Source organism: Streptomyces sp. ISL-43, assembly GCF_018614195.1.
In the GTDB taxonomy this organism is placed as follows: domain Bacteria; phylum Actinomycetota; class Actinomycetes; order Streptomycetales; family Streptomycetaceae; genus Streptomyces.
In genome coordinates this window covers 1-26,286 of record NZ_JAGGOT010000067.1, presented here as the reverse complement: position 1 = coordinate 26,286, position 26,286 = coordinate 1, and the positions used below count along the sequence as shown (strand labels likewise).

Annotated in this window: 19 protein-coding genes; 6 read left to right on the top strand and 13 right to left on the bottom strand. The window is 69.8% G+C overall.

Annotation, left to right across the window (positions count from 1 at the left end; translation table 11 throughout):
- Positions 1-120 precede the first annotated feature (120 nt).
- From pyrE to J7F03_RS33345, 5 genes are all read right to left on the bottom strand, one after another.
- Positions 121-657, bottom strand: coding sequence for an orotate phosphoribosyltransferase (gene pyrE / locus J7F03_RS33365; RefSeq protein ID WP_214956164.1), 537 nt, complete (start codon positions 655-657; stop codon positions 121-123).
- A 10-nt stretch (positions 658-667) separates the two neighbouring features.
- Positions 668-1,462: an aldose 1-epimerase gene (locus J7F03_RS33360; RefSeq protein WP_214956161.1), complete on the bottom strand. Its 795-nt coding sequence runs from the start codon at positions 1,460-1,462 to the stop codon at positions 668-670.
- Positions 1,463-1,571: 109 nt separating this feature from the next.
- Complete coding sequence (locus J7F03_RS33355; RefSeq protein WP_214956159.1) at positions 1,572-2,516, bottom strand: SRPBCC domain-containing protein; 945 nt, start codon at positions 2,514-2,516, stop codon at positions 1,572-1,574.
- A gap of 74 nt (positions 2,517-2,590) precedes the next feature.
- Entirely contained in the window at positions 2,591-4,237 is a 1,647-nt protein-coding gene (locus J7F03_RS33350; protein ID WP_251072879.1) for a polyamine aminopropyltransferase, read from the bottom strand.
- Between the two features lie 173 nt (positions 4,238-4,410).
- Complete coding sequence (locus tag J7F03_RS33345) at positions 4,411-4,986, bottom strand: DUF2617 family protein (protein ID WP_251072878.1); 576 nt, start codon at positions 4,984-4,986, stop codon at positions 4,411-4,413.
- A gap of 775 nt (positions 4,987-5,761) precedes the next feature.
- Between J7F03_RS33345 and J7F03_RS33340 the strand changes: the two genes are divergently transcribed.
- Positions 5,762-6,952, top strand: a complete 1,191-nt coding sequence (locus J7F03_RS33340) for a pyridoxal phosphate-dependent aminotransferase (RefSeq protein ID WP_214956156.1) — start codon at positions 5,762-5,764, stop codon at positions 6,950-6,952.
- A gap of 68 nt (positions 6,953-7,020) precedes the next feature.
- Here the strand turns inward: J7F03_RS33340 and J7F03_RS33335 are convergent, their stop codons facing one another.
- From J7F03_RS33335 to J7F03_RS33325, 3 genes are all read right to left on the bottom strand, one after another.
- On the bottom strand, positions 7,021-7,371 hold the full coding sequence (locus J7F03_RS33335; RefSeq protein ID WP_214956155.1) for a hypothetical protein: 351 nt from the start codon (positions 7,369-7,371) through the stop codon (positions 7,021-7,023).
- The gene (locus tag J7F03_RS33330; RefSeq protein WP_251072877.1) at positions 7,368-7,853 is read right to left on the bottom strand and encodes a prevent-host-death family protein; all 486 of its coding nucleotides are present in this window, start codon (positions 7,851-7,853) and stop codon (positions 7,368-7,370) included. The genes J7F03_RS33335 and J7F03_RS33330 overlap by 4 nt, the downstream gene beginning before the upstream one ends.
- A 164-nt stretch (positions 7,854-8,017) precedes the next feature.
- Positions 8,018-8,431, bottom strand: coding sequence for a DUF3224 domain-containing protein (locus J7F03_RS33325; protein ID WP_214956166.1), 414 nt, complete (start codon positions 8,429-8,431; stop codon positions 8,018-8,020).
- Positions 8,432-8,475: 44 nt separating this feature from the next.
- On the opposite strand from J7F03_RS33325, the gene J7F03_RS33320 reads away from it, so the two are divergent.
- Positions 8,476-9,654, top strand: a complete 1,179-nt coding sequence (locus tag J7F03_RS33320) for a mannosyltransferase family protein (RefSeq protein WP_214956153.1) — start codon at positions 8,476-8,478, stop codon at positions 9,652-9,654.
- 20 nt (positions 9,655-9,674) lie between these two features.
- Here J7F03_RS33320 and J7F03_RS33315 read toward each other — a convergent pair whose 3' ends face one another.
- Positions 9,675-10,220, bottom strand: coding sequence for a YbjN domain-containing protein (locus J7F03_RS33315; protein WP_214956151.1), 546 nt, complete (start codon positions 10,218-10,220; stop codon positions 9,675-9,677).
- A 171-nt stretch (positions 10,221-10,391) separates the two neighbouring features.
- The gene (clpB, locus tag J7F03_RS33310) at positions 10,392-12,992 is read right to left on the bottom strand and encodes an ATP-dependent chaperone ClpB (protein WP_214956149.1); all 2,601 of its coding nucleotides are present in this window, start codon (positions 12,990-12,992) and stop codon (positions 10,392-10,394) included.
- A gap of 130 nt (positions 12,993-13,122) precedes the next feature.
- Between clpB and J7F03_RS33305 the strand changes: the two genes are divergently transcribed.
- Complete coding sequence (locus J7F03_RS33305) at positions 13,123-13,554, top strand: pyridoxamine 5'-phosphate oxidase family protein (RefSeq protein ID WP_214956147.1); 432 nt, start codon at positions 13,123-13,125, stop codon at positions 13,552-13,554.
- A 150-nt stretch (positions 13,555-13,704) separates the two neighbouring features.
- On the opposite strand, the gene J7F03_RS33300 is transcribed toward J7F03_RS33305, so the two are convergent.
- Together J7F03_RS33300 and J7F03_RS33295 are read right to left on the bottom strand one after the other, a co-directional pair.
- Positions 13,705-14,016, bottom strand: coding sequence for a (2Fe-2S)-binding protein (locus J7F03_RS33300; RefSeq protein WP_112446227.1), 312 nt, complete (start codon positions 14,014-14,016; stop codon positions 13,705-13,707).
- Positions 14,016-14,225 (bottom strand): hypothetical protein, encoded by a 210-nt coding sequence (locus tag J7F03_RS33295; protein ID WP_214956144.1) that lies wholly within the window; start codon positions 14,223-14,225, stop codon positions 14,016-14,018. The genes J7F03_RS33300 and J7F03_RS33295 overlap by 1 nt, the downstream gene beginning before the upstream one ends.
- 103 nt (positions 14,226-14,328) lie before the next feature.
- On the opposite strand from J7F03_RS33295, the gene J7F03_RS33290 reads away from it, so the two are divergent.
- Entirely contained in the window at positions 14,329-15,342 is a 1,014-nt protein-coding gene (locus J7F03_RS33290; RefSeq protein WP_214956142.1) for a helix-turn-helix transcriptional regulator, read from the top strand.
- A 110-nt stretch (positions 15,343-15,452) separates the two neighbouring features.
- On the opposite strand, the gene J7F03_RS33285 is transcribed toward J7F03_RS33290, so the two are convergent.
- On the bottom strand, positions 15,453-18,653 hold the full coding sequence (locus tag J7F03_RS33285) for a DNRLRE domain-containing protein (RefSeq protein ID WP_214956140.1): 3,201 nt from the start codon (positions 18,651-18,653) through the stop codon (positions 15,453-15,455).
- 402 nt (positions 18,654-19,055) lie between these two features.
- Here J7F03_RS33285 and J7F03_RS33280 point away from each other — a divergent pair, with 402 nt between their 5' ends.
- Both J7F03_RS33280 and J7F03_RS33275 read left to right on the top strand, forming a co-directional pair.
- The gene (locus tag J7F03_RS33280) at positions 19,056-25,961 is read left to right on the top strand and encodes a ricin-type beta-trefoil lectin domain protein (RefSeq protein WP_308380060.1); all 6,906 of its coding nucleotides are present in this window, start codon (positions 19,056-19,058) and stop codon (positions 25,959-25,961) included.
- Positions 25,962-25,969: 8 nt separating this feature from the next.
- Positions 25,970-26,212: a hypothetical protein gene (locus J7F03_RS33275; RefSeq protein ID WP_214956138.1), complete on the top strand. Its 243-nt coding sequence runs from the start codon at positions 25,970-25,972 to the stop codon at positions 26,210-26,212.
- The last annotated feature ends 74 nt before the right edge of the window (positions 26,213-26,286 follow it).

Here is a 26,286-nt window from a genome sequence, read left to right as displayed (position 1 = left end):
GGAGTGTTTCACGTGAAACACTCCACCCGGCCGGAAAAGCCCAGGTCAGAACCTGATCAGGAACTGCTCGGCGGGGTCCGGGGACCTAAGTCACGAGTTCCGCGAACCGCCCCGCTCTTCTCAGAGGCCGAGATCGTCCAGCTGGTAGCCCGTGAGGTAGGGCAGGCCGGCCGCGGCGATGGCGTCGGCCGCACCGCGGTCGACGATCGTCGCGACGGCGACGACCTCGCCGCCGGCCTCGCGGACCGCCTCGACGGCGGTCAGCGGGGAGCCGCCGGTGGTCGAGGTGTCCTCGACGACCAGGCAGCGTTTGCCCTTCACGTCGGTGCCCTCGATGCGGCGCTGCATGCCGTGCGCCTTCTGCGCCTTGCGGACGACGAAGGCGTCCAGGGTCTCGCCGCGCGCGGCGGAGGCGTGCAGCATCGAGGTGGCGACCGGGTCGGCGCCCAGGGTCAGGCCGCCGACGCAGTCGAACTCCAGGTCGGCGGTGAGGTCGAGCATGACCTGCCCGACCATCGGAGCCGCCTTGCCGTCGAGGGTCACCCGGCGGAGGTCGATGTAGTAGTCGGCCTCGAGGCCGGAGGACAGGATCACCTTGCCGTGCACGACGGCCTTGTCCTTGATCTGCTGCAGAAGCTCATCGCGTACGTCACTCATGGACACGAGCTTAGGCCGTCGGGAGCCGCCGCCAGGTCCACGTCGAGGAGAGCTCCAGCGGGTCCACCGGGGTGACCAGCTGCGGAAGGCTGTTCAGGCCGTTCGGCGGGCCGGACTGCGGCTCGACGCAGACGGCCTCGGGCTCCTCGTCGTACACGACCACCCATTCGGAACGGCTGGCGACCTTCAACTCCAGCTCGCCGGGCCACGTGAGGGTGACGTCGACGCCGTAGGGCATGCCGAAGCAGTCGTCCCACGGACCGGGCTTGGGGTCGATGCGGTTGCCGGTGGGCAGGTGGTCGGCGCCGCGCTCCTCCTGCCAGGCGGCGTCGAAGGCGATGCGCACGTCCTCGCCGCCGTTGCCGAGGTTGCGGTGGAACCAGGGGTGCCAGCCGGCCTGCGCCGGGAAGGAGTCCCCGTACGTCTCGACGCCCATGGTCAGGGTCAGCGCGTTCTCGCCGAGTTCGAAGATCTGGGTGACCATGCCCTCGTACGGCCACGGGTCGGCGAGCGGGTACGTGAACACCGCCTCCGCGGCGGTGGCGCGGGCGCGGCGCCAGGCGGCGTCGCGGCCGAAACCGTGGATGGCGTGCGGCGGGTGGTTGAGCGGCAGCTGGTGCAGGGTCGCGCCGTCCTGGAACTGCCCGTTCCTGGTGCGCCCGCACCACGGGACCATCGGGAAGGAGCCGTAGTGCTCCCCTTGCCGCAGCAGCTCCGTCCCGTCGATGCGCAGACTGCTGATCCGGCAGCCGTTCTCCTGGTCGATGGTCACCTCGGCGCCGCCGGCGCGCAGTTGCGTACTCATGCGATGACCTTAGCCAGCCGGACCGGGTGATCAGGCCCGCACGAGGAAGCGGGCGACTTCAGCGGGGCGGGTCGAGGGCTTCGAGGGTGCGGTCGGGGCGGTCCATGGGTCAGCCGCGGCGGCGGAGGGCTCGGCCCAGGAGGACCGCCGAGGCGATCGCGACGGCGGCGGCCGGGGCGATCCAGCGCAGGTTCGCGCCCGCGGAGGCGGCGCTGGGCGCGGGGACCGGGGCGTAGCGGCCGCGGGGCGGGGCGTGGTCGACCTCCTCCGCGCTGCGGCCGATCATCGTGCGGCGGGCGTGGGCGGCCTCGGCGGGCGGGCGCTGGGGGCCGCCGAGGTCCCCGAAACCGGCGGCGCCTTCGAAGCTGCCCTCCAGGAAGGGGTCGAGCGACGGGGGCGGGACCTCGGTGTCGAACACGGACGCGGTGACCTCGGTGATGTCCGGGCCCGAGTCCGCGTCCGCCTCCGGGTCCAGGTCCGTGTCCAGGCCCGCGTCCGTGTCCTCGACGGCGTCCTCGACGGCGTCCTCGCCGCGGGCTTCGGCCACGTCCTCGACCCAGTCCTCGTCGCGGGCTTCGGCAACGTCCGTGACCGCGTCCTCGCCGCCCGGTTCGGCCACGTCGGTGACCGCGAGCGCCGCCAGGTGGCCGGCTGCCCGGTCCAGGAGGCGGTGCGCGGCGGTGGCGGCCGCCTTCGGGGCGAAGGCGGCGGCGCGGCCGTCGGCGGCGCCCTCGGCGGTGAACTCCAGCCGGGTGCCGCCGTCCGCCTCGGTCAGGCGCAGCACGAGGGAGAGCTTGACGCTGCCGCTGCCCCGCACCTCCGTGCCCTCGCCGTCGACCGCGAAGTGGTCGGGGTCCCGCTCGGTGACGGACAGGGTGCCCCGGTAGGTCACGGTGTGCCCGCCGACCCGCACCTTCAGCCGGCCGGACAGCGGCCCGGCCTCGGTGTCGGCGTCCTGCTGGAGCCCCGGCACGCAGCGCGCCACCCGGGCGGGATCGCGCAGCACGGCGCGGACGTCGGCGGCGGGGACCGGAACGAACACCTGATGCTCCATGCGGACGAGCCTACCGACGCGGCCGCTCCCCGTCAGTGAGGCGGCGAAGTCAATGAGGGGACGGACCTCATCCGCTACGAGTACCTCGGGTGCGGGAGCGTCGACGGCGGCAGGCCCGGCACGCGGATCCGTTCCGCGTCGCGGGCGGCGTCTGCGAGGGACCGCGTGGACAGCGAGCGCAGGGCGGGCGTGTCCCGGTCCACGCGCAGCCGGGGTACGCCCTCGCGGGCGGCGAGGACGAAGCCCCAGTCCTGCGGCGGCGGGACGGTGGCGGCGGCGCCCAGCACCCGGTCGGGCCCGGCGGCGAAGCCCGAGAGGCGGCCGCCCGCGCTGTAGGGGGCGGTGCTCAGGCCGGCCGCGCGCAGGGTGGCGTCGACGGTCCAGTACGTACGGGGCCTGGTGGCCAGCGGTCCGGCGTGGACGGCGAGCCGCCCGCCGGGGCGCAGGGCCCGCGCGGCCAGCCCGTAGAACTCCTGCGAGTACAGCTTCGTGCTGGGGGTGATCCCGGGGTCGGGCAGGTCGGAGACGATGACGTCGAAGCGGGCGCGGGCGGCGGGTCCGCGGAGCCAGCGGAAGGCGTCCTGGCTGACGACGCCGAGCCGCGGGTCCTCGTACGCCCGGCCGTTGAGCGCGGAGAGCATCGGGTCGGTGCGGGCGAGCCGTACGACTCCGGGGTCGAGCTCGACGACGGTGACGGAGGCGACGTCGCGGTAGCGCAGGACCTCGCGGGCGGCGAGGCCGTCTCCGCCGCCGAGGACCAGGACGCGGGCGTGCGCGCCGGTCATGGCGGGGTGTACGAGGGCCTCGTGGTAGCGGTACTCGTCGTAGCCGCTGACCCGCAGGCGGCCGTCGAGGAAGAATTCGAGGGAGCGCGGGGAGCCGGTCGGCGGGCCGGTGAGGACGAGCTCCTGGACCCCGGTCTGGACGGCGACGCGGACCTCGCCGCCGTAGACGGCGCGGCGGGCGACGCGTTCGAAGTCGTCGGCGAGGACGGTGGCGCAGGCCAGGACCGCGAGGACGGTGACGTTGGCGCCGATGAGCAGCCAGCGGGCCCGGCGGCTCAGGTCGCGGCGGAACAGCCAAAGGACGAGGCCGCCGCCGACGGTGGCGTTGACGGTGCCGGTCAGCACGGCGCCGGTGAGCTGGCCGAGGACGGGCAGGAGCAGGAAGGGGAAGGCGAGGCCGCCGACGAGGGCGCCGACGTAGTCGGCGGCGAACAGGTCGGCGACGGCGCCGCCCGCGTCCTGTCTGCGGATGCGCTGGATGAGGACCATCAGGAGCGGGATCTCGGCGCCGATGAGGACGCCGATGGCGAAGGAGAAGGCGACGAGGGCGGGCTGGGACTCCCCCAGCCAGGCGAAGCTGGCGTAGAGGGCCATGGCGGAGAGGCCGCCGAGGAGGGCGAGGCCGGCCTCGATGGCGGCGAAGCCGAAGGCGGGGCGGTCGCGCAGCGACTTGGCGAGCAGCGATCCGACACCCATGGCGAAGACCATGACGGAGAGCACGACCGAGGCCTGGGTGACGGAGTCCCCGATGAGGTAGGAGCCGAGGGCGAGCAGCTCCAGTTCGTATACGAGCCCGCAGGCGGCGCAGACGAACACGGTGGCCAGGACGAGGAGTCGGCCGGTCCGGGGCCGTACGGGAAGGGCGGCCGGGACGCGGGCCACGCCGCGCGGCTCCGGAGCCGGGAGCACCCCGCGCGGGGCGGAACGGTCGATCATGCAGCGAACCGTACGTCACCGCCTGCTCACATCCGGTCACCCACATGGGTGTAAGTGGCGCACTGGTGCGGGCAGTTGGCGTAACCGCTCCGCAACCCCGCGACGTCCGCGCGCGGGGTGCGGTGCAGGTCAAGGCACTAGATCAGCGCAGGCGACTCCGCGGGAACGGGGGCTCACACGGGGGCTCTGGCGGGTACCCCGGCGTTGTCCGCCGTCGCGGCCGCGGCGCCCGCGCCCGCCGCGGCCATCCGTACGCCGACCCGGGTGCGGGTCGCCACCAGCTGTCCTTCCTGGGGGTACGCGTGCCAGGTCCGCCACCGGACCTGGCCCTCGTAGCGCTGCACGAGCATGGCGGTGAAGGCGTGCGGGCTGCCGGGGAACGTTCCGGCGAGCCCGTTCGGGTGATCGGCGACCAGCGCGAGCAGCTCCTGCGCCCGCCCCGCGAAGGAGCCGCGCGACAGGGTCTCGACCCGCGCGGCGAACTCGTACTCCCAGTCGCCCACCCGCTTGGCCACGCCGAGCGGCAGGGGCGTACTGCTGCCCGGCATGCAGGCGACGGTCTCCGAGCAGTACACGTCGCCTTCCTCCAGGAGTACCTGATGGGAGGCCCCGAGCAGGCGCAACTCCACTTTCGCGCCACCCAGTTCGAGGTTCAGTACGGCCAAGGCGGGCAGCCGGTCCCGACCCAGGGCCCAGGCGAGATCGGCGGCACGCGTGTCGGTGTAGGTGGTCTGGAGGGTCGTGAGCATGAGTCGGCTCCGCAAACGCGCGAGGGAGATGGGCCGGGGCCCGCCAGCGGTAGTCAACGGGTGGGGGGACACCGGCACGGGTCCACAGGAAGTCCAGGGAGGTCCGAGGACTGGTCTACTCAACCGAGGGAATCATGAAAGGCACGGCACTCACAGCGTTTTTACCCAACTTGACGGGGTTTACATCCCCTCGGGGGCTCCACAGTTCACGTGTTCAACACCATCCCGCCCGTACGCCGTAATGCGCGGCATCGGCGCCCGAACAAGTAGACGCCCGACGGAAGTTGTCCCCGGCGGGCGCCTCATGTATTCCGGCGACGGATCCACGGATCCACACATCTTCGGTCCACGCGTCCACGGTCCACGCATCCATGCTGCCCCGTGTCAGCTGGAACCGCATCCTCCGCCGCCGCACGACGAGGACGAGGAGGAGCAGGAGGACGAGGACGAGGACCCGCACGAGGAGGTCGAGGAGCCACAGGACGATCCGCTGCCGCCACCCGCCCACCAGCTGGTGCTGCTGCCGGACCCGTCCGAACCACCGGACTTGTACCCGCTGCGGGCCGCGCGGGCCGACACCACCAGGATGCACGCGATCCCCACGCAAACGGCCACGCCGATCAAGACCAGGACGACCACCATGCTCGTCCCCCCCTTCCGTCAAATCCCCGGTCCCCCGGGGTGCGGGATCCCCTTTCGTCCCGCGTACCGGGGGGATGCCCCCGGGCAGTGCGGCCCAAAGCACACTTGAGCAAGTCCAGAGCTTCCCCGCAGGATGGCGCCCATGAGCGCTCCCGCACGCAGCAACCGTCCCTTCCTGAACCGCCGTCTGGCGGCCTTCGGCACGACGATCTTCGCGGAGATGTCCGCGCTGGCCGCCGCCACCGGGTCGATCAACCTCGGCCAGGGCTTCCCCGACACCGACGGCCCGGCCGAGATCGCCGAGGCGGCGGCGCGCGCGATCCACGACGGCCGCGGCAACCAGTACCCGCCCGGCCCCGGCGTCCCGGAGCTGCGTACCGCGATCGCCGACCACCAGCAGCGCTTCTACGGACTGGCGTACGACCCCGACACCGAGGTGCTGGTCACGGCGGGCGCCACCGAGGCCATCGCGGCCACGCTCCTCGCCCTCCTCGAACCGGGTGACGAGGTCATCGCCCTCGAACCCTTCTACGACTCCTACGCCGCCTGCATCGCGATGGCCGGCGCGGTCCGCGTCCCGCTCACCCTGCGCGCCCCCGACTTCCGCCTCGACGTGGACGCGCTGCGCGCTGCGGTGACCCCGCGCACCCGGCTGCTGCTCCTGAACACCCCGCACAACCCGACGGGCACGGTCCTGAACCCCGCCGAGCTCGCCGCGATCGCGGAGCTGGCGGTCTCGCGCGACCTGCTCGTCGTCACGGACGAGGTGTACGAGCACCTGGTCTTCGAGGGTGCCCACACCCCGCTGGCCGGCCTGCCGGGCATGCGCGAGCGCACGGTCACCATCTCCTCCGCCGGCAAGACCTTCTCCTTCACGGGCTGGAAGGTCGGCTGGGTGACCGGGACCCCGGAACTGGTGACGGCGGTCCGCTCGGCGAAGCAGTTCCTCACCTACGTCGCCTCCGGCCCCTTCCAGTACGCGATCGCCGAGGCCCTGGCCCTGCCGGACTCGTACTTCACGTCCTTCCTCGCCGACCTGGCGGCCAAGCGCGACCTCCTGTCGGCCGGCCTCACGGCGGCCGGCTTCGAGGTCTTCCGCCCGCAGGGCACGTACTTCCTCACCACGGACATCACCCCGCTCGGCGAGACCGACGGCCTGGCCTTCTGCCGGGCGCTGCCCGAGCGCTGCGGGGTGGTGGCGATCCCGAACCAGGTCTTCTACGACGACAAGTCGGCCGGCGCCACCCAGGTCAGGTGGGCCTTCTGCAAGCGGACGGTGGTTTTGCAAGAGGCGGTAGAACGCCTCGGGCGGCTGACTCGCTGAAACGCGCGCCAGATGGAAGTGCGGAAACAGGGCCTGCCTTCAGCTGGGCCCTGTTCCCCGCGGGTGAACTACTCAGTGTCCTTGGGATGCCGAGTCGATGCGTAGACCAGAATGACGGTCGAAGTCTCCGGACTGACGAGGTAGCGGACCCTGCCACCACTCGTGATCTCGTACTCCCACTGCTCCAGCTCGGAACCCTTCCACTCCTTGGTGGCGAGCCGCCCGCGAAGCTGGTGCTGACGGTTCCAGTTGTCACGCGACAACGGGTCGGTGCGCAGCGCCTCAAGGCAGCGGTGGGCACTGGGCAGCGCCGCGCGGCACAGCTCGTCCCACCCCGTCACCGCATCGGTTGTCCCGAAGACGACGTTCCATCCGCTCAGCGGCGGAACGCTGACACGATCGCCCTTCTTCGGGCTCACCCGCCCACCTCGACCGGACCCAGGTCCTCCCCGTCGAGCGGACGCAGCGCTTCCTTGAGCTGCTCCGGATCGGCGTTGATCCGAGCCGTCGCCCTCCAGGAGACGAGCGCACGGTGCACAGCCTCCCTGGCGCCCAGCTCTGCCGCATCGGAAAGCGCTTCCAGAAGTTCCACCGTGAAAGCACGCATCTCCTCGCTGTCCAGGTGCCGCACCCACGGAAAGACTTCCGGCAGCGCCAGCAGGAGTGAGCGGGCTCCGTCGTCGTGCTTCATGAGCGCGAGGAAGAGCCGAGACGCCGTCGTGAGGTTCTCCTCGGTGCGCTCCGCGTGCACGGCAGTAGTCAGCACCATGTCGGGCGCGTCCCGATGGGTGACGCGCAGAGCACCAAGGGCTGCGGCCCGGGCGGCTACTGCCTTCGGGTTTCTTGACAGGTCAGTGAACGACACCGACTCGGGCTCGGCTCCCAGGTAAGCAAGGCTCATACTCAGACTGTACTCAGATTATGCTCTGAGTGCCATGGGTGTGTGCTGCATTTCGATGCTCACGCCTTGCCCTTCTGCAAACGCACTGACGTCCTCACGGAGGCAGTGGACCGCCTGCGCCGCCTCTGATCCGGGCCGGCCTCCGCCTCCGCGCGGAGGCCCGGCTACGGGAGGTCGTAGTCGAACCAGATCTGGTGGGTGCCGTCCTCGGTGACGCGCAGGCCGCCCGTGCCCGTGATGCCCTTCAGGGCTGACGTGCCGCTGCCCGGGACGATCGCGAAGTGTTCGGCGGCGCGGGTGGGGCCGCCGTCCGTGGCGGCCGAGTGGACGAAGTTGAAGGCTCCCCCGCGGCCGGCGAGGGAGCCTTCGAAGGACTCCATGGCCACGTAGCTGCCGACGCCCGCCTCCTGGTCGAAGGCGGCCGTGAAGAGCGTGGCCGAGCGGCCCGTGAGGGTCTCGCCCTCGTAGTGTTTCTCCATCGTGGCGACTCCGACGGGGAGCCCGGTCTCCACGGGGGGCTCCGGGGTGATCGGTGTCGGAGTGAAGCTGACGACCTTGAACGTGCCGGAAGCTCTCATCATCGGATGAGCGTACTCAGGCGAGACCAGGAAAGTCGGGATGCATGGCGACGGTGTCGAGCGGCATACGGACCGGGCTCGGCGGGCTCCGCGGACGCGGCGGGCGGACCGGGGGCCCCGGCGTCCTCTCCGCCCTCGGGGTGTACGCCGCCGTGCGCGGGGCCGGGGTGCTGGCGGTCGCCGTCGCGGCCTGGTGGGCCGGCCGCAGCCCCGTACGGGTGCTCGGCGAGTCCTGGGACTCCGTCTGGTACCTGCGGATCGCCGAGAACGGCTACGGGCGGACCCAGATCTATCCCGCGATCGGGTCCGTGCAGAGCGACTCCGCCTTCTTCCCGCTCTACCCCGTCCTCATCCGGTGTGCCTCCGCGGTGCTGCCCGGCTCCCTGACCACCGCCGCGATCGCCGTCGCCTGGATCGCCGCCGGCGCGGCGGCCGCCGGGGTCTACCGGGTGGGGGCGCATCTGCTGGGGCCGCGCGCCGGGCTGCTGCTCGTCGCGCTGTGGGCCGCGCTGCCGCACGCCCTCATGCTGACCCTCGCCTACACCGAGGCCCTGCTGGCCGCCTTCGCCGCCTGGGCCCTGTACGCCCTGCTGCGGGGCCGCTGGGGGTGGGCCGCCGGTCTGGCCGTGCTCGCCGGGCTGACCCGGCCCACCGGGATCGCGGTCGCCGCCGCCGTGATGGCGGGCGCCGCCTACGAGCTCTGGCGGCGGCGGGGCCGCGCGCCCGCGGTGTGGGCCGCCGCGCTCGCCGCGCCGGCGGGCTGGGCCTCGTACGTCCTGCTGGTCGGCGTGCACCGGGGCGATCCGCTCGGCGGCTACTTCGCCGTCCAGAGCGGCTGGGGCTCGCGCTTCGACTTCGGGGCCGGGGCGATCGCCTCCGCGCGGCACGTGCTGGGCGGCGGGCACGTGGAGCTCGCCACCACCGTGACGGTGGTCCTGCTGGTGGCCGCGCTGGGACTGGCCGCCCTGCTGGCGACGGACCGCACGACGCCCCTGCCGCTGCTCGTGTACACCGGCGTACTGCTGGTGATGACCTACGGCGGCGCCGGGTTCTTCGAGTCGAAGCCGCGCTTCCTGCTGCCCGCGTTCCCGCTGCTGCTGCCGGTGGCGGCCCTCATGGCGAAAGCCCGGCCGCGCGCCGCGGTCGTGGTGACCGGGGTGCTGGCCGGGCTCTCGTACGGATACGGGCCGTACCTGCTGCTCGTGTCCGGAGTGGCGCCGTGAGGGCCGGCTGAGACCGGGACCTAGTTGGTCTCGGTGTCGCCGTCCTCGTCGTCGCCGTCGGTGGAGTCGACGTCCTTCTCCAGGCCGAACTGCTCGACGAGCCACTTGTCGAACTCGATCGACGCGCGGACCCAGCTGACCGTGGAGGACACGAAGTGCTCCAGGTTGACGCCGGTGCCGATCAGCATCTGCGCCTCGCCGATCAGGCGGACGGAGCCGTCGTCGTGCGTGTGGCTGTAGACCTTCGGCCACAGGGTGCGGCGGTTCCAGTCGTCGATGGACTCGAGGAGCTGAGCCTTCTCGTCGATCTTGTGCGGGCGGTCGTAGAAGGTCCGCACGGAGAAGACCTGCTGCTCGCCCTCGCCGCGGAACATGAAGTACGTGCGGAAGTCCTCCCACGGCGCCGCGAGGTCACCCTCGTCGTCGACGACGTACTTGAGCTCCATCTGCTCCAGGAGCTGCTTCACCAGGTCCTGGTCGGGGACGACGGGGCCCGCCGGTCCTTTGGCCTGCGGATCGGGCTGCTGCCCTCCGAAGTTCGGAATCGAGGCCGGGTCGATGCTCACCGTGTGACTTCCCTTCGTGCGGATGCGGCCATCCTCCCCCATCGCGCCCACTCCGTGTCCACCCCCGCAGCCCCGATCCGCTCCGGGCGGACAGGTGTAGGACGGCCATAAGGGGGATGGATGTCCATTCAGAGCCCATAGGCCCGTAGGCCCGCGCGGCCTCGGGGTCGTTCAGAGCGCCTTGCTGACCAGGAGGCCGTCGCCTGCCACCGAGACGCGGACGGTGTCCCCGTCCTTGACCTCGCCCGAGAGGATCTCCTTGGCCAGGCGGTCGCCGATCGCCGTCTGGATCAGGCGGCGCAGCGGGCGCGCGCCGTACGCCGGGTCGTTGCCCTTGTCCGCCAGCCAGGCCAGCGCCTCGGGCGTCACGTCCAGGGTGAGCCGGCGGTCGGCCAGCCGCTTGGCGAGGCGGCCGATCTGGAGCTCGGCGATGTGGGCCAGCTCGGCCTCGCTGAGGGCGGAGAAGACCACGAGGTCGTCCAGCCGGTTCAGGAACTCCGGCTTGAAGGAGGCCCTGACCACGTCCAGGACCCTGGCCTTCTTCTCCTCCACAGCTGTGGACGGGTCCATCAGGAACTGGCTGCCCAGGTTCGAGGTCAGGATCAGGATGGTGTTGCGGAAGTCCACGGTCCGGCCCTGGCCGTCGGTGAGGCGGCCGTCGTCGAGGACCTGGAGCAGGATGTCGTAGACCTCGGGGTGGGCCTTCTCCACCTCGTCCAGCAGGACCACGGAGTACGGGCGGCGGCGGACGGCCTCCGTCAGCTGGCCGCCCTCCTCGTAGCCCACGTACCCGGGCGGCGCCCCGACGAGGCGGGCCACGCTGTGCTTCTCGCCGTACTCCGACATGTCGATGCGGATCATGGCCCGCTCGTCGTCGAAGAGGAAGTCGGCGAGGGCCTTGGCCAGCTCCGTCTTGCCCACGCCGGTCGGGCCGAGGAAGAGGAACGAGCCGGTCGGCCGGTCCGGGTCCGCGATGCCCGCGCGGGTGCGGCGTACGGCGTCCGAGACGGCGCGCACGGCCTCGCCCTGGCCGATCAGGCGGCGGCCCAGCTCCTCCTCCATGCGCAGCAGCTTCTGGGTCTCGCCCTCCAGCAGGCGGCCGGCCGGGATGCCCGTCCAGGCGCCCACCACGTCGGCGATGTCGTCCGGGCCGACCTCGTCCTTGACCATGCTGTCCTTGGCCGCCCCGGACCCGGCCTTGGTGGCCTCCTCCTCGGCGGCTTCCGCGAGCTCGCGCTCCAGGGCCGGGATCTCCCCGTAGAGCAGCTGGGAGGCGGTGTCGAAGTCGCCGTCGCGCTGGGCCCGCTCGGCCTGGCCGCGCAGGTCGTCCAGGCGCTCCTTGAGCTCGCCCACCCGGTTCAGGGACTGCTTCTCCTTCTCCCAGCGGGCGGTGAGGCCCCGCAGGTCCTCCTCCTTGTCGGCGAGGTCCTTGCGGATCTTCTCCAGGCGCTCGCGGGAGGCCGGGTCCGACTCGTTCTTCAGCGCCAGCTCCTCCATCCGCAGGCGGTCCACGGAGCGCTGGAGCTCGTCGATCTCCAGCGGGGAGGAGTCGATCTCCATGCGCAGCCGGGACGCGGCCTCGTCGACGAGGTCGATGGCCTTGTCGGGCAGGAAGCGGGAGGTGATGTACCGGTCGGAGAGGGTGGCCGCGGCGACCAGCGCGCTGTCGTTGATGACGACCTTGTGGTGGGCCTCGTAGCGGCCCTTGAGCCCGCGCAGGATCGCGATGGTGTCCTCGACGCTCGGCTCGGCGACCAGCACCTGCTGGAAGCGCCGCTCCAGCGCCGGGTCCTTCTCGATCCGCTCGCGGTACTCGTCGAGGGTGGTCGCGCCGACCATGCGCAGCTCACCGCGGGCCAGCATGGGCTTGAGCATGTTGCCCGCGTCCATGGCGGAGTCGCCGCCGGCACCCGCGCCGACGACCGTGTGCAGCTCGTCGATGAAGGTGATGATCTGGCCGTCGCTGGCCTTGATCTCCGCGAGGACGGTCTTGAGCCGCTCCTCGAACTCGCCGCGGTACTTGGCGCCGGCGACCATCGCGCCGAGGTCGAGCGAGACGAGCCGCTTGTTCTTCAGGGACTCGGGAACGTCGCCCTTGACGATGCGCTGGGCGAGGCCCTCGACGACGGCCGTCTTGCCGACGCCGGGCTCGCCGATGAGCACCGGGTTGTTCTTCGTACGGCGGGAGAGGACCTGGACGACGCGCCGGATCTCCAGATCCCGGCCGATGACCGGGTCGAGCTTGCCCTCGCGGGCCGCCGCCGTGAAGTCGGTGCCGAACTTCTCCAGGGCCTTGTACTGGCCCTCGGGGTCGGGGGAGGTCACCCGCCGCCCTCCTCTTGCGTTCTCGAAGGCGTCGCGCAGCTTCTTCGCCGTCGCGCCCTGGGTGGAAAGGATCTCCCCGGCGGCGCCGCCCTTCGCGGCGACGGCGATGAGCAGGTGTTCGGTGGAGAGGTACTCGTCGCCGAGCTTCCCGGCTTGCGCGTCGGCCTCCGCCAGTACGGCGAGCAGCTCGCGCGTGGGCTGCGGGGGCGCGACCGTGGAGCCCGTGACGCTGGGCAGGGCGGCGAGCAGGCGCTCGGCCCCGGCGCGCACGGCGACCTGGTCGGCGTCGGCCGCGGCCAGCAGGTCGGTGACGTTCTCGTTGTCCTCGCCGGCGAGCAGCGCCAGCAGCAGGTGCGCGGGCGTCAGGTCCGCGTGTCCGTCCTTGACGGCCCTGCTGGTGGCCGCGTTCAGCGCGTCCCGGCTCCTGTTGGTCAGCTCGGCGTCCACGGGCGGCTTCTCCTCTCCATACGGTCACTACGGTCACCGGCTCACTACGCAACATGCGTGTAGTTCACACGGACAACCTGCACAAAGTTGAGTCTATTCCACTCAAGGCTGGAGATCGTACCCTTCCCACATGTCGGCAACCTCCACAGCTCATGACGTACTCAACCCGACGCCCGGGTACCTCGCCTTCTGGCGGGAGCGGCACGTCTGCACCCTGACGACCCCGCGGCCCGACGGCACGCCGCACGTCGTTCCGGTGGGCGTGACGTACGACCCGGATGCCGGGCTGGCGCGGGTGATCAGCAACAAGAACAGCAGGAAGATCCGCAACGTCCTGGCGGCGCAGGGCGCCGGCCCGCGGGGCGGGGCCCGGGTCGCGGTGTGCCAGATGGAGGGGCGCCGCTGGGCGACCCTGGAGGGCCGCGCGGTGATCCGTACGGACGAGGCCTCGGTCGCGGAGGCGGTACGGCGCTACGCGGAGCGGTACGGGCGCACGCCCTCGCCGAACCCGGACCGGGTGGTCATGGAGATCACCCTGGACCGGGCCATGGGGCGGGCGTAGGCGGACGCGCGGCCACCGCGGGCGGGTTCGACCTTGTCCGGTTCAACCACTGGACACGGACATCACAGCGACGCCATCGTGGTCAGGTCCACGATGGCGTCGCTGTGTGGGGGTAGCGCCTGAGCGATCTGCGACGACGGGGGAATCGCTTCAGGCACTGCGGGGGGTGGCGGCGGATTCGGGCTCAAAAAGCTGGTGATCACGCTGGTCCAGATTGACGAAGACCATGCCGTACCGGATTTCGCAGCGGACGGGCTGCGGGGCGCCGCGCGGGCGACGCAGACACCGGTAGGCCCGGACGTCCTCGTCCTCCTCGCGCACGACGATGATCGGCTGGCCGAACAGGGTGACCTTCAGTGAGTCACCGGCATAGGGAATGGCGCTGGTGAGATCGATGAACTGCCAGCCGGAGCGGTATGCGGAGGCCATCTCGCGGCGGAAGCCGCTGTCGTCGGGAGTCATCAGTCCCAGCCAAGGTCGTGGGTGGATGCTGCGGTGGCGGCCGTGCCGAGGCCGTTGGGAGTCGTGTCCCAGCCGAGGTCCGGCTTGCCTATCTCACCGGCTATCGTCTCGGTGCCCCCCACGTCCCCGCCGACGGCGCTGACTGCCCCAAAGACCGCAACGGCGGAGAACCCAATGGCAAGTACCGAGCGAAGCATTCTCTTGTACATGGTCGGCTTCGTCCTCACTTGATGGAAATCTTCTCCCCCGCGTGTCAGACGATGGCTCATTCGGGCACGTCACTGCCACAGGGACGATGCATCATGTTCTTGCATGTTCAGGACCCTGGGGGGTGGAGATTTGCCCAGAAGCGACACAAAACCGACACATCCCCACCCCGTCACGTCCATGTGCGCCGAGGGGACACGGCTCTACACGGCGGCGCTGAGCACCGGACGGGTCGCTCGCAGTGAGGTCGAGAACGCCCCCTGCCTGCTCGAATTCGCTCTACTGAGGCCCGACCCAGATGACGCGAACCAACTGCGCGCGGTTCCACCGTCCGTCGCGCTCGCCCAGCGGATCCACCCGCTCGAACGGGAAATTCAGGACCGCCGCCGAGACACCATAGATCTCACCGACGCATTCGAGCCGTTTCTGACCATCAGCGCCCAGAGCCCCGCGAACACCCACGCCATCACCGTGCTGGAGGGGTTCGACCAGATTCACGCCGCCCTCGACCTGGCCACCGCCGAGTGCCACACCGAAGTACTGACCGTACAGCCGGGCGGGGCGCGGTCCACCTCCGTCCTCACCGAGGCGCTGGAGCGCGCCGCGCCCCTGGTCAACCGCGGGGTGCGGATACGTACGCTCTACCAGCACACGGTGCGGCACAGCCAGGGCACGCTCGCCTACGTGGACCGGATCTCCGCGGGGAAGGTGGAGATCCGCACGCTCGAAGAACTGATAGAGCGTCTCATGATCTTCGACCGTACCGTGGCCTTCATCCCCACGAGCGACGACCGGCGCACGGCCCTGGAACTGCGCCACCCGGGGCTGGTCGACTACCTCATCAAGGTGTTCGAGCAGTTGTGGCACCGCGCCGTGCCGCTGACGGCGGAAGTGACGTACCGGCACACCCCCGGCGGCATCTCCGGCGTGCAGCGCTCCATCGCCCAACTCCTCATCGAGGGGCACGTGGACGAGGCCATCGCGCGCCGGCTGGGGATGAACGTACGGACCTGCCGGGCCCACATCGCCAAGCTGGCGGCCTCGCTGGGCAGCGGCAGCCGGGCCCAGCTTGGCTTCCTCATCGCCCAGTCGGGGATCCTGGAGGACCACGAGCTCTGAACGGTCGGGGCGCCAGGCGCCCGGGCGGGGGCATGACGCGGGCGGCGCCCCGCCCCGGCCTGGTGGCCGGGGCGGGGCGCCGCTTCTTCGTGCGGTTTCCTCGGCTCTTGTTATCCGATGCCGAGGAAGGTGTGCCAGTTGTCCTCGTCCCGGCCGACCGCGCTGCCGACGACGGTGGACGTGCCCTGGATGAGCCATTCGTTGCCGGTGGTGCCGACGCCCCAGATGTCGGCGACCCCGTCACCGTTGGCGTCGGGGGTGCCGAGGACCCGCGGGTACTCGGCACGGCCCCATCCGGTGGTGGCGTAGGTGTAGTCCACGCCGCCTTCGGCGTTCGCCGCGAACTGCAGCGAGGTGAGGTCGGCTCCGCCGTTGGTGCCGGCCTTGCCCTTGCGCAGGGCCAGGCCGCGGTTGGCGTTGGCGTTGTCGCGGAAGAGGAGGTCGGGGATCTTGTCACCCGACACGTCACGGACGCCGACGATGTCGCGGGCGGCCCAGCCGGTGGCCATCTTGCGGTAGGAGGCGAAGCTGGATCCGGTGTAGCCAGAGAACGCCCAGAAGCCGTCGGCGTCCAGGGCGAACAGGTCACCGAGTCCGTCGCCGTCGATGTCCTCGGTGACCACGATCTGCCGGAACGTGGCCGGATCGGGCGCGGACAGCGGGAGCTGCATCTCCTGGCGGCGGCCGACGTCGAACTGGCCGGTGCCGGTGCCCGGGTAGATGTACATCTTCCCGTCGGGCATCACCGCGATGAGGTCGGTCAGACCGTCACCCGGATGCCAGTCGGTGGCGTGCCCGATCAGCGCGGCCTTGCCGCTCGTCGGGTCCTTCCAGTACCCGGGGGCGACCACCTTGCCGTTCTCCACGGCGCCCGGGATGTAGGCGTCGGTGTCACCCACCTTGTCACCCGCGTAGGTACGCAGGTTTCCGGCGGCGTCGATGGCCAGCAGGTCAGGCGAGCCGTCACCGGTGACGTCACCGGGGGTGTCGGTGCCGGGGCGGGCCTGGACGTAGAAGAGGTACTCGGTCGGCACCGAGATGTTGCCTGCCTTGTTGACCGTCCGCACATACAGGACGTTCGGACCGGCGGTGTCGACCTGCAGCTTGATGGAGGCCAGGTCGTTCTGCCACGGCCCCACCTTGTTCTCATAGGTGGGGTGGTTCAGGCTCCACTGGTACTCGCGGATGTCCGCGGCAGCCGTGCCGTTGCCGAGGATTTCGATCCACTGGTCCGGGGTGCTGGCGGGGTTCAGGCTCCACTCGGCCCCGTCAGGGCCGGGCGCCGGGAAGTGGGAGGAGCGCACGGTCGGGTTGGCCGGGGCGGTGTGGTCGATGGTGAAGGTGCACCAGCCGCCGCCACCGGAGTCGGCGGGCCCTGAGCCGGGCGACCACCAGCCGTCCTTGTCCCGGGCACGCGCCAGCCAGAAGTACTGGCGGCCCGAAGTGAACTTGTCGAGGGGCACGTCACGGATGGCGACACCGTCGCTGTTGACGCCGAGCCACTCACTCCAGACGCTCGCGCCGCTGGCCGAGTCCCACACCTCGAGCTGCAGCTGATCCAGGTTCCCATCGCGGTCGTTGCCCTTGATCCGGAACGACACGGCCGTCTTGCCGATGCTCGTACCCGGGCTGCTCGTCAGGCACGGACCACCGGGGGATGTGCTCATGTTCTGCGCGAGCGGGACGTCCGGCGGAGTGTTGTAGACGACCTCGATGTACGGGGCGCTCTCACCGTTGGCGAGGAGCTTCTTCCAATAGTAGGAATCCGACTCGTTCGGCGCCTTGAAACCGAGCGACAGCGCACCCCAACGGCCGCTGGCAGCCTGCGATACGAGTCCCTTGATGTCCGGGGCGACCCAGTTGTCCGGGCAGGAACTGTTATAGCCGTAACCGGCGTTCTCGGTGGCGACCTTGTTGCCCCACCAGCCCGTCGTGTTGTTCCACGTACTCGACGAACCCACGAACGGGGTCGAGTAGATGTCCATGACCTTCCGGTCACAGGACCACGAGTACGTCTGCAGGGCCCGCACGCTCGCCGACTGGATACCCGCGCCGTGGAGTTCACTGCCGAAATAGAAGTTGAACACCGAGCGGGACGTGCCGCCCGAGTCCGACTCGTAGCCGACGCGGGCCTCGTTCGTGCCGCTCGCGTTGTAGTTCTGGCCGTTGTAGAAACTCGAATTCCCGGCCGTCTTGTACAGCAGCGACCAGGAATGCTTGTGACCCTTGAACGACGGGTCCACGAACACCGGATACACCGTGTCCGCCGCGTTCAGCAGCGCCGCATCAGGCTTCAGCGACAGCGTGCCCTCCGCGAGCGAAGCGGCGGCCACCGAAAGGTGCGCACCTTCCGCGCCAGCCAGACCGGGCAGGCCCAGCGTCGGGTGGTCCTTCGCGGCCGCCGGAGCCTTCCACGCCGGAACATCGTCCGTGGTGCGGACCTTGCCGGCGGAGTCCCACATCAGCGGAGACGGCGAACCGGCGACCTCTTCACCCTTGCCGTCACGCGCCGACAGCGCACCGGACTCCGCGTCCAGCTGGAACGACAGATCGGGGGAGGCGAGGCGGTAGTTCAGCTCGGCCAGCAGCGGATCGGTCGCGGCCGTCTTGTCCTTCACGACCAGCAGGTGCGAATATCCGCCGTCCTGGGCGGTCATCAGCAAGTCGATACCGGGGCGCACGTTCTCGTACAGCGCGCGCGGACCGTCGATGACCGGCTCGGGCAGCACGCCCGGCCAGCTCACCGTCATCTCATGACCATCCACGTTCAGCCGGACCAGCTCGGTCCACACCTGGCCGGGCGCGTCCACCGTCAGAGCCGAACGCACCACGCCGCGCGAAGCCCGGTCACCGACCGCGGCACCGGCGGACCCGGCACTGAAGACCACGCTGCCGTTCACCGCCTTCGCGGCGTAACCGGTCTCCGTCTTCGCGAGGGAGGTGTCGATGGGCTTCCACTGGTCGCCCACCTTGGCGCGTACCGCCGAGCTGGAGATGTTCTTCTTGAACAGACCGTCGGGCTGCGCCCAGGTCGTCGTGTTGGCGTTGCGGTCCGCCGTGACCTCGACGTCCTTGCCGCTCTCGGCGGCGAGCTCGCGCGCCTCGGAAGCCGAGAGCGGAGCACCGGCCCCCTCGGCGGCCTTCTTGTCATGCTCGCCGCTGCCACGCACCTGCACTCCGACCGGCACGGCGACCGCCAGCGCGAGCAGGGCCGCCACGCCGCCCAGAGTCCTGCGGCGCCGGAACCACCGGCGTCTCGGTGGGTCGTCGGCCACGGCCGCCGACTCGGTATCGGAATCGCTGACTAGCATTGTTCGTTCTCCCCCTCGGGCGCCAAACCGAACGCACGTACTTCACTTTGCCGTTTGATGACAAAAGTGCGACCCGATCATGGACCATTCTTCGACCCAAAACACCCCCCAACTGGCCTGTTCTCAGGGCCTGATGACACCGAATCACCCGCTTTTTCCCAACATGTGAATCTCCCTGAGTGATTAAGACCACTCCACCCCCGGTTGCGGTGGACTTCCGGCGAGCACTTCCCCCAAGATCTGCTGGCAATTTGTCAATCCTTTGCCGTCCGAGTGTCCTATGACCGGACGGCAGCGGTATGGGGGGAATACATGTCGCCCTTTGCGGCGCGTAATTTGCGCCTACCCGGAAACGGGAAGGCGCGCAAACATCTGGCGCGCACCGGAGTCACGCTCTCCGTGGTGCTGTTGGCCACTCTTCTGCCCGCGCAGGCGTGGGCGGCCCCGCCCGGCGGGCGCTCCGGAGTCCAACTGCCGGATCTTCAGGTCGACCTGAAGGCCAAGCTGGACCAGGTCGAGGCCGCGAAGCTGGAGGGCTGGGCGGGTGCTCCCGCACAGCCCCCGGCGGGCTACGAGCCTTCCAAGGTGACTCCGCCTGCGGCCGGTACGGCAGACGTCGCACTCAACGCGGGCAGCGGAACGGCACTGGTGCAGGCGGGCACGCTGCCCATCAGCATCGGCAAGGCCTCGCCCACGGAGAGCAACCCGACCCCGCCGGCCCCCTCGGGCACCTGGGCGGTGTCCGTCGAAGCCCGTACGGCCACGGAGGCCGCCGGCCTCGACGGCGCGATCATCAAGGTCACGCCGCCGGCCGAGGGCTCGACCCCGGTCGACGTGCAGCTGGACTACAAGCAGTTCGAGGACCTGTACGGCACCGAGTGGTCCACGCGTCTGGAGCTCAAGCAGCTCCCCGCATGCTTCCTCACGACGCCGACCCTTCCCGAATGCAGCGTCGCAAAGCACATCCCCAGCACCAACGACCCCAGCACGGGCACCGTCCGCGCGACCGTTGATCCGGCCACCGCGCCGAGCCAGGGCATGCGCACCATGGCGGTCGGCGGCGGCGGTCCGACGGTCCTGGCCGCCACGGACTCCGCGTCCGGCGCGGGCGGCACGTACAAGGCCACCTCCCTTTCCCCCTCCGGCAGTTGGACGGCGGGCGGCAGCGGCGGCGGCTTCTCCTGGAGCTACCCCCTCGGCGTCCCGGCGGCCCCCGCGGGCCCGGAGCCGAAGATCGCCCTGTCCTACGGCTCCCAGGCGGTGGACGGCAAGACGTCCGTCGCCAACGGCCAGGCCTCCTGGGTCGGTGACGGCTGGGACTACCACCCGGGCTTCGTCGAGCGGCGCTACCGCTCGTGCTCGGCCGACCTCAAGAACGCGCCGAACAACGACAACAGCACGGACAAGAAGAAGAACGACCTGTGCTGGGCCGGCGACAACATGGTGATGTCGCTCGGCGGCAGCACCACCGAGCTGGTCCACGACACCGCCACCGGCGCGTGGATTCCCGCCAACGACGACGGCTCCAAGGTCGAGCGCAAGACCGACGCGAACCTCGCCAACGGCGCGAAGGACGGCGAGTACTGGGTCGTCACCACCCGCGACGGCACCAAGTACCACTTCGGCCGCCACGACGTGGACGGCGCCGGCACCCGGCCCGTGACGGACTCGGTCTTCAACGTCCCCGTGTTCGGCAACCACGCCGGCGAGCCCTGCCACGCGACCGCCTTCGCGGACTCCTCGTGCAAGCAGGCCTGGCGCTGGAACCTCGACTACGTCGAGGACGTCCACGGCAACGCCCTGGTCATCGACTGGAAGCGGGAAGAGAACCGCTACTCCAAGAACGAGAAGTACAAGGAGAAGAACAGCGCCGAGGTCGGATACGTCCGCGGTGGCTACCCGACGCAGATCTCCTACGGCCTGCGCTCGGACAACCTCTCCGGCCCCCCGGCCGCCAAGGTCGAGTTCACCGTGGCCGAGCGCTGCAAGGCGGAGGGCGCCACGAAGTGCGAGGACGCGGAGTTCGAATCGAAGAACTACGAGCTCAAGCAGCCCTGGTGGGACACCCCGTCCACGCTGAACTGCACCTTCACCGCGGAGACCTGCTACGTCTCCGTGCCCAGCTTCTGGACCCGTAAGCGCCTGACCGGCGTCACCACCTACGGCCAGCGCACCGAGGGCACCACCGACCTGTCCAAGGTCGACACGTGGACGCTGGACCAGTCGTTCCCGAAGCAGCGCACCGACACCCACCCGCCGCTGTGGCTGGAGTCGATCACGCGCGCCGGTTACGGCACGAAGAAGGACGAGAACGGCAACCAGCTCAGCGCTTCGCTGCCGGCGGTCTCCTTCCTCGCCAACGTCCAGGACATGCCCAACCGCGTCGCGAAGAGCGCCAACGACGCGACCCCGGACTACGACCGCCTGCGCGTGGAGACCATCCGCAACGAGACCGGCGGCGAGGTCTACGTCGACTACTCCGCCCCGTGCGCGGTGGGCTCCACCCACCCGAAGCCCGAGGAGAACACCACTCGCTGCTTCCCCGCCCACTGGTCCCCGGACGGTGAGCTGGAGACGCCGCCGCTGGAGTGGTTCAACAAGTACGTCGTCGACAACGTCGTCGAGAAGGACCGCGTCGCACGTCAGCCCGACGTCACCACCAGCTACACCTACGAGGGCGACGCCGCCTGGGCCAAGGCGGACGACGAGTTCACCAAGCCCGAGCTGCGCACCTACGACCAGTGGCGCGGCTACGCCTCGGTCGTCACGACCAAGGGCGTGACCTCCAACGCGGTCCCGAGGGAAGCCACCGAGCAGGGGCAGACCCGGACCCGCTACTTCCGCGGCATGTCCGGCGACGCCGGCCGTCCCGTGATCACCGTCAAGGACTCCACCAACACCGAGACCCTCGGTGACGACCTGCCCCAGTACCAGGGCAAGGTCGCGGAGTCCATCACCTACACCAAGGCCGGAGCCGGCGGCACGGTCGCCGCCCGCGACCTGAACTGGTACGAGTTCAAGAAGACGGGCTCCCGGCCGCGTGACGGCACCACCGACCTGCAGGCCTTCCGCGTCGACACCTCGCGGATGGACCGTTACGAGGCGGTAAGCAACGGCGGCATGCGCCTGACGCGTGCGATCGATACCTTCGAGCCCGTCTACGGCCTGAAGACCACCGCGCAGACCGAGGCCATGACCTCGAACGGCTCCGGCGGCTGGACGGTCAACGACCGGAGCTGTACGACCACCACGCACGTCCACAACACCGGCAAGCACCTGATCGGACTGCCGCAGTCCATCCGCGCCACCGCCGGCACCTGTGCGCAGGCGGCCACCGGCACGCAGCTGTCCAACACCCGCACCTCGTACGACGCCCTGAACGCCTTCGGTACGGCTCCGGTGAAGGGCCTGGCCTTCCAGACGGACACCCAGGACGGAGCGGGCACCGGCTGGATCACCACGGGACGCTTCGAGTACGACGCCCTCAGCCGCGTCATCAAGTCCTACGACCCCGCCGGCAACGCCGTGACCACGACGTTCGCCCCGGCGACCGGGCCCGCCTTCACCCAGACGGTGACCAACGTCCTGAGCCACAAGTCGTCCACCAAGTTCGACCCGGCGCGCGGCGCCGTGCTGGAGGTCACCGACCAGAACAACCGCAAGGTCACCTCGCAGTACGACCCCCTGGGCCGCACGACCGCGGTCTGGACTCCTTCCCAGAACCCGGCCATCGACAAGGCCCGGCAGACCTTCGAGTACCAGATCACCGAGCACGAGCCCCCGGCCGTGACCTCGCGCATGCTGCGGGACAACGGCACCTACGAGAGCTCCATCGAGATCTACGACGGCCTGCTGCGCCCGCGCCAGACCCAGGCGGAGGCACCGGGCGGCGGCCGCCTGGTCAACGACAAGCTGTACAGCGCCAACGGCACCGTCCGCCAGACCAACAACGGCTACTACGCGGAGGGCGAGCCGAACAAGGACATCTTCGTCCCGGAGACCGTCTTCCACGTCCCCAACGCCACCGCGACCGCGTACGACGGCCTCGGCCGGGCGGTGCGCAACACCACCCTCTACGACGGTTCCGCGCACCACTCCGACATCACGGTGTACGGCGGCGACTGGACCACCGAGCGCAGCGGGATGTCGGCCGACGGAGCGACTCCGCTGGCGGGCAGCCAAACGATCAAGACCTGGAACGACGTGCTGAACCGCACGACGCAGATCCAGAAGTCCACGGCCACCGACCTGACCACCTGGACCGACACCGATTACACCTACGACGCACGCGGCAAGCTGGCCGATGTCACCGACGCGGTCGGCAACCACTGGACGTACTCCTACGACGCCCGAGGCCGCCTGACCGGGTCCACGGACCCTGACGTGGGCTCGCTGTCATTCGGCTACGACAACCTCGACCAGGAGGTATGGGCGGAGAACGCGGCCGGCAAGAAGACGTTCACCACCTACGACAAGCTCGGCCGTGCGACCGAGAAGCGCGAGGACTCGGCGACCGGTCCCCTGTCCGCGTCGTGGACCTACGACACCCTGGCCGGAGGAAAGGGCAAGCCCGTCTCGTCCACCTCCTACACCAACGGGGTGGCATACAAGAGCGAGATCACCGGCTACGACGTCGAGTACCGCAACACCGGTACGAAGATCACCATTCCTGACACCCCGGCCACCAAGGGCCTGGCCGGCACGTACGCCTACACCACCACGTACATGCCCACGGGCGCGGTCCAGTCGACGACGCTCCCCGCCACCCCGGGTGGACTGGCGGCCGAGAAGCTCATCACCCGCTACGACTCCGATGGCATGCCCCAGACGATGTCCGGCCTGTCCTGGTACACCGCGGAGACGGTCTACAGCCCCTTCGGCGAGGTGCTGCGCACCGCGTCGGGCAAGGCCCCGAACCGGGTGTGGACGACCAACACGCACGACCCGCACACGGGCCTCGTCACCCAGTCGATCTCCGACCGGGAGACGTCCAACTACAACCGGCTCTCCGCACTGTCGTACACCTACGACGTGGCGGGCAATCCGACGTCGATCACGGACACGCAGCCCGGCGGCAAGATCGACCGCCAGTGCTTCTCCTATAGCCCGATGGGACAGCTCACCCAGGCTTGGACGGGCAAGGCGGCCGATTGCACGGGGCCCTCGCTGAGCGACGTCACCGCCGGACCGGACGGTGACGGCTACTGGCAGTCGTACGAGTTCGACAAGATCGGCAACCGCACCAAGCTGGTGAACCACAACCTCACCAACTCGGCGCTGGACCAGATCTCGACGTACACCTACGGCATCGATCCTCCCGGCGGCAGCCAGCTCCTGGCCAAGACCCAGCCCCACACACTGACCAAGGTGGAGAAGAAGCAGGGATCGACGCTGCTCTCGCAGTCCACCTACGAGTACGACTCCTCCGGCAACACCAAGACCCGGAAGCTCGACAACGACACCCAGGCGCTGACCTGGGACCGGAACAACAAGCTCACCTCGGCGAGCAGCCCCGGAATCGGAGCCGTCGCCGCCACCGGCCTGGCCGGCAAGTGCCTCGACGTCGCCGAAGGCTCCAACGCGGACGGCACCGCCGTCCAGATCTGGCCCTGCAACGAGACCCGTGCGCAGCAGTGGCGCCTGACCGGCGACACGGTCCGCGCGCTGGACAAGTGCCTGACCGCGGACGGCCTGTACGCCCGCCTGTCCGCCTGTGACGGGAGCGCCAAGCAGAAGTTCACCTACCGCACCGGCGACAAGACCCTTTACAACGCGGCGGCCAATGCCTGTGTCACCGTTCCCAACGACAACCCGGTCGACGGCAATGACCTGCACATCTTCACCTGTGCCACCAACGCCGCTGCCCAGCAGTGGACCTTCGCCGACCCCACCACCACCTACATCTACGACGCGGACGGAAACCGCGTCATCGAGGAGACCGGTTCCAGCCGGACCCTCTACCTCGGTGACACCGAGGTCACCGTCGACAAGGCCGGCCAGGCGATCGATGCCTTCCGCTACTACTCCGCCCCCGGCGCCCCGACCACCGTCCGGCAGACCGGAGGCAAGGCCACCGGCCACAAGCTGACGGTCCTGCTGACCGACCACCACAACACCGCCACCATCGCGGTCGAGCAGAAGACCGGGCAGCCGGTCACCCGCCGCAAGTCCGACCCCTACGGCAACCAGCGCGGCGCCATGGCCACCAACTGGTCCGGCAGCCGCACCTTCCTCGGCACGGGCGTCGAGGACGCCACCACGGGCCTGACCCATGTCGGCGCCCGCGAGTACGAGCCGGCCACAGGCCGTTTCATCTCGGCCGACCCGGTTCTCGACATCACCAACCCGCTCCAGATGAACGGGTACAACTACGCGAACAACAACCCCATCTCGCAGAGCGACCCGAGCGGGCTCGAAAGCTGCGGCGGATACGGGTACTGCGGTGGCGGAGGCTGGACCAACGGCAAGCACATCGAGGACATGCCGGACGACCCCGGATCCGAGGACGAGGACGAGGGCGACGGCTGGGACGGGCCCACCGTCGAGATCACGGTCGACGACCAGGGCGATACCTGGATCGCCGGCGGCCGCGTGCAGTCCGACAAGGAACTGAAGATCCGCTTCCCGTTCAAGAAGACCTACGAGGAGCGGCTGAAGGCCTGGCTGAGCGGACAGCGGTGCTACAGCCCCGATATGCAGGACGACTTCTGCGCCGGGGCCGCGGCTCTCGGCCTGTTCTCGTACGAGAGGACCCCGACCAACGCGATCATCGGAGACTTCCTCCTACTCGTCATCGCCCCGGACGCGGCCGCTTGGGCGGCCTGCGCCGGAGGGTCGCTGGTGAAGGGTTGCGGAAGCGCCGCGCTGGACCTCCCGTGGGCCAAGTGGGCCAAGGGTTTGAAGATCGTCGTCAAGGGCGGTAAGAAGCTCGACAAACTCGCAGAAGCGCTCGAAGACATGCCCGACTGGAAGAACGTCCCGAAGCCGGGTGCGGCGGGCACGGCAGCGGCCAATGAGACTGCGAAACGTCTGGGCTTCAAGAACCTCGGAGACCTCGGCCCCACGGCATGGGGAGGTCACAGCATGGACGAAGCCTTGGAGAAAAGGGATACATATCTCAAGGCCATGAAGAAGCGCGGTTTGACCAAGGCGGACGCGGAGCAGTTCCGTGACTTCTACCTCGGGCAGCACAACCACACCATGCGCCCGGATAGGTTGGCCGTGAACCCGAAGAACGGCAAGAGCACGCTAAACGTGAGCGCGCTTCCTCGGGCACAGCTCTTCCACTACTTCTCGAAGAACCTCTAGGACTGATCATGCAGTTCTCCCTCCAGACGGATACACCGACCCTGGCGTTCTTCGAACCAACCGGACAACAGTACGAGCTGGACCCGGGCGACCCGGTTCTGGTGAAGTTCTTCGGCGGTGAAGACGGCGAAGTCCGTTGGTTCAAAGGCGCGATCGTCATCATCGCTCCGACCGACGGATACACCCGGGCCTGGGACTCCGACGGCGATGAGATCGACATCGGCCCTGAATCCGGGGACGAGACGGACTGACCGGGCAACCGGCCAGGAATGACACATGGGGAAGGCCCCGCCCGGAATCATCCGACGCTGTTGGTTAATTCGGG